At 61.3% G+C, this 3,247-nt stretch carries 2 protein-coding genes; one reads left to right on the forward strand and one right to left on the reverse strand.

Annotated elements, in window-relative coordinates; genetic code table 11:
* The first annotated feature begins 406 nt into the window (after window positions 1-406).
* Entirely contained in the window at window positions 407-3,055 is a 2,649-nt protein-coding gene (gene clpB / locus FJ398_26955; protein ID MBM3841517.1) for an ATP-dependent chaperone ClpB, read from the forward strand.
* Here the strand turns inward: clpB and FJ398_26960 are convergent.
* Window positions 3,016-3,219 carry a hypothetical protein gene (locus FJ398_26960; protein MBM3841518.1) on the reverse strand — a complete coding sequence of 68 codons (204 nt, stop codon included), beginning with the start codon at window positions 3,217-3,219 and terminating at the stop codon, window positions 3,016-3,018. The two genes, clpB and FJ398_26960, sit on opposite strands and share 40 nt — an antisense overlap.
* Window positions 3,220-3,247 lie beyond the last annotated feature (28 nt).

Here is a 3,247-nt window from a genome sequence, read left to right on the forward strand (position 1 = left end):
CACCCCGTGTTTCCACGACGCAGTTATGGTTCAATACCGCACGATTCTTCACCGCACAGAAGCGGACTTTCACCGCTTCGACCAATCGCCATCTCAGGCGCACGAGCGCGGGCAGCCTGCCCGCGAGTTTTTCAAAAATCTTGCCCTGCCACCGCGCGGGCAAGCTGCCCGCGCTCCTTCTTGAATCAGCCGTGATTAATTTTGGCAGTCAATTCGTGACATTCGTGACGCGGACGGACAATTTGTCACTCGACGGCCACAATTCAGCGCTGTTCCATCCGTTCGGCCAGGCACGTCGCGTGGGGTCTTATTCTTTCAACTGCTTCGATCATAGGCGCATGAACTGAAACGTCCGAAGCTGCTGCGAAGTTGGCAAGCGGGATGCAGAAGGCAGCAGACTCGAGTTATGGACTTGAACAAATTCACCGAGAAATCCCAGGCCGCGCTGATGGATGCGCAAAACCTCGCCACGCGCCATCAGCACCAGGCCGCCGACGTCGAGCATCTCGCGCTCGCCTTGCTCGAACAGGAAGGCGGCCTGGTCCCGCGCCTATTCGAGAAAGCGGGGGTTGCCCCGGATTTGCTGAGAGCGAAGCTCGAAGAGGAACTGAGCCGACTGCCACGCGTCTCGGGCAGCGACACCACCAGCCAGGGCGTTTATGTCACGCAACGCTTGAGCAAGCTTCTCGTGAAGGCCCGCGACGAAGCCCGCAAGCTCCTGGACGAATACGTCAGCGTTGAGCACGTTGTGCTGGCGATGTTCGATGAGCCCGCCCCCTCCGGCGTGGGCAAGATCTTCAAATCCCTCAACGTTCACCGCAACGACTTTCTCCAGGCGCTGACCGAAGTGCGCGGCAACCAGAGGGTCACCAGCGCCAATCCGGAAAGCACTTATGAGGCGCTGGCCAAATACGGGCGCGACCTCACCCTTCTCGCCCAGCAGAACAAGCTGGACCCCGTCATTGGGCGCGACACCGAAATTCGCCGCTGCGTGCAGGTCCTTTCGCGCCGCACGAAGAACAACCCCGTGCTCATCGGCGAGCCGGGCGTGGGCAAAACGGCGATTGTCGAAGGCCTGGCGCGCCGCATCGTGGCCGGCGACGTGCCCGACAGCTTGAAGGAGAAGCGCCTGATCAGCCTGGATCTGGGCGCGCTGATCGCCGGCGCCAAGTACCGCGGCGAATTCGAGGAGCGTCTTAAAGCGGTGCTTCAGGAAATCACCAAGGCCCAGGGACAAATCGTTTTGTTCATCGACGAAATCCACACCATCGTCGGCGCCGGCAAAGCCGAGGGCGCCATGGACGCCGGGAACATGCTCAAACCGATGCTGGCCCGTGGTGAACTGCACTGCATCGGCGCCACCACGCTCGACGAATACCGGAAGCACATCGAGAAGGACGCCGCGCTCGAACGCCGGTTCCAGCCCGTGTTGGTGAACGAGCCGAACGTCGAAGACACGATCTCGATCCTGCGCGGTTTGCGCGAGCGCTATGAATTGCACCACAGCGTGCGCATCCAGGACGCCGCGCTCGTGGCCGCCGCGCAACTCTCGCATCGCTACATCTCCGACCGCTTTCTCCCGGACAAGGCCATTGATTTGATTGACGAAGCCGCGGCCAAGCTGCGCACGGAAATGGAGTCCATGCCCGAAGAGTTGGAGCAGCTCGAACGCCGGCTCATGCAGTTCGAAATCGAGCGCGAGGCCCTCCGCAAAGAGAAAGATCAGGCCAGCAAAGACCGCCTCGGGGCGTTGGAAAAGGAGATGGCCGAACTCAAGAGCCAGCGCGACACGCTCAAAGCCCAGTGGGATTCCGAAAAGCGCGCCATTGAAAACATCCAGCGGCTCCGCGAAGCGATCGAGGTCGCGCGGACCGAGATGGAACAAGCCCAGCGCCAGAGTGACCTCCGGCGCGTGGCCGAATTCCAGTACGGCCGAATCCCTCAGCTCGAAAAGCAGCTCAGAGAACTCGAAGCCAAATCCTCCTCTTCCGACCAAGGCCAGCGCCTCCTTCAGGAGGAAGTGACCCCGGACGAAGTCGCCGAAGTCGTCTCTCGTTGGACGGGCGTTCCCGTCAGCCGCCTTTTGGAAGGGGAGAAAGAAAAACTTTTGCGCCTGGACCAAATTCTCCATGACCGCGTCATCGGCCAGGACGAAGCCGTCTCCGCCGTGGCGGATGCGGTGATCCGCGCCGGTTCCGGGCTCAAAGATCCCAAGCGGCCGATTGGCTCGTTCATTTTTCTGGGGCCGACCGGCGTGGGCAAGACCGAGCTGGCTCGCGCGCTGGCCGGGTCGCTCTTCGACAGCGAGGAGAACATGATTCGCATCGACATGAGCGAGTACATGGAGAAGCACGCCGTGGCGCGGCTGATCGGCGCGCCGCCGGGCTACGTCGGCTACGAAGAAGGCGGCCAATTGACCGAAGCCGTCCGCCGCCGGCCTTACACCGTGGTGTTGTTTGACGAGATCGAGAAAGCCCACCCCGACGCGTTCAACGTCTTGCTGCAAATCCTCGACGACGGACGGTTGACCGACAACCAGGGGCGCACCGTCGATTTCAAAAACACGATCCTCATCATGACGTCCAACATTGGCAGCCCGTATCTGATCGAAAATGCGGGCGAGACGGGCGAGATTGGCGAAGAAGTGCGCAAAAAGGTCATGGCCGAGCTGCGCGCCGGTTTCAGGCCGGAGTTCCTCAACCGCGTGGACGACATCGTGCTCTTCAAGCCGCTTACGCTGCCGGAAATCAAGCGCATCGTAGATTTGCTGCTCAAATTGCTGCGGGCGCGTCTGGTTGATCGCCGCATCGAATTGGAATTGTCCGACGCCGCGAAGGAACACATCGCCCGCGAGGGCTACGATCCCGTCTATGGCGCGCGACCGCTCAAGCGGTTTCTGCAACGCCACGTCGAGACGCCTCTTTCGAGAAAACTCATCGCCGGCGAAATCACCGAAGGCAGTCGCGTCACCGTTGCGTTCAAGAAAGGCGAACTCGGTTTCGAGTCCAAGCGCATTCAGAGCCAAACCGGCGAACACGAAGGAAGCCGCGATTGATCCACGCCGAGCATGGTTCGGCGTGGGTCCTTGAGAAATCGTAGCCCCATGAACTTGGTAGGGCGAGTCCGTCCCGGCGAGCCGCTCCACGTGCCTGGAACACGTCCGACTCGGCTCGCTGGGGACAAGCTCGCCCTACCGTCCGGTTCACGGGAAGTTCCCACGGCCAAAAAGCCGCGCACACGGCCCTTG

Source organism: Verrucomicrobiota bacterium, assembly GCA_016871535.1.
Classification (GTDB): Bacteria; Verrucomicrobiota; Verrucomicrobiia; order Limisphaerales; family SIBE01; genus VHCZ01.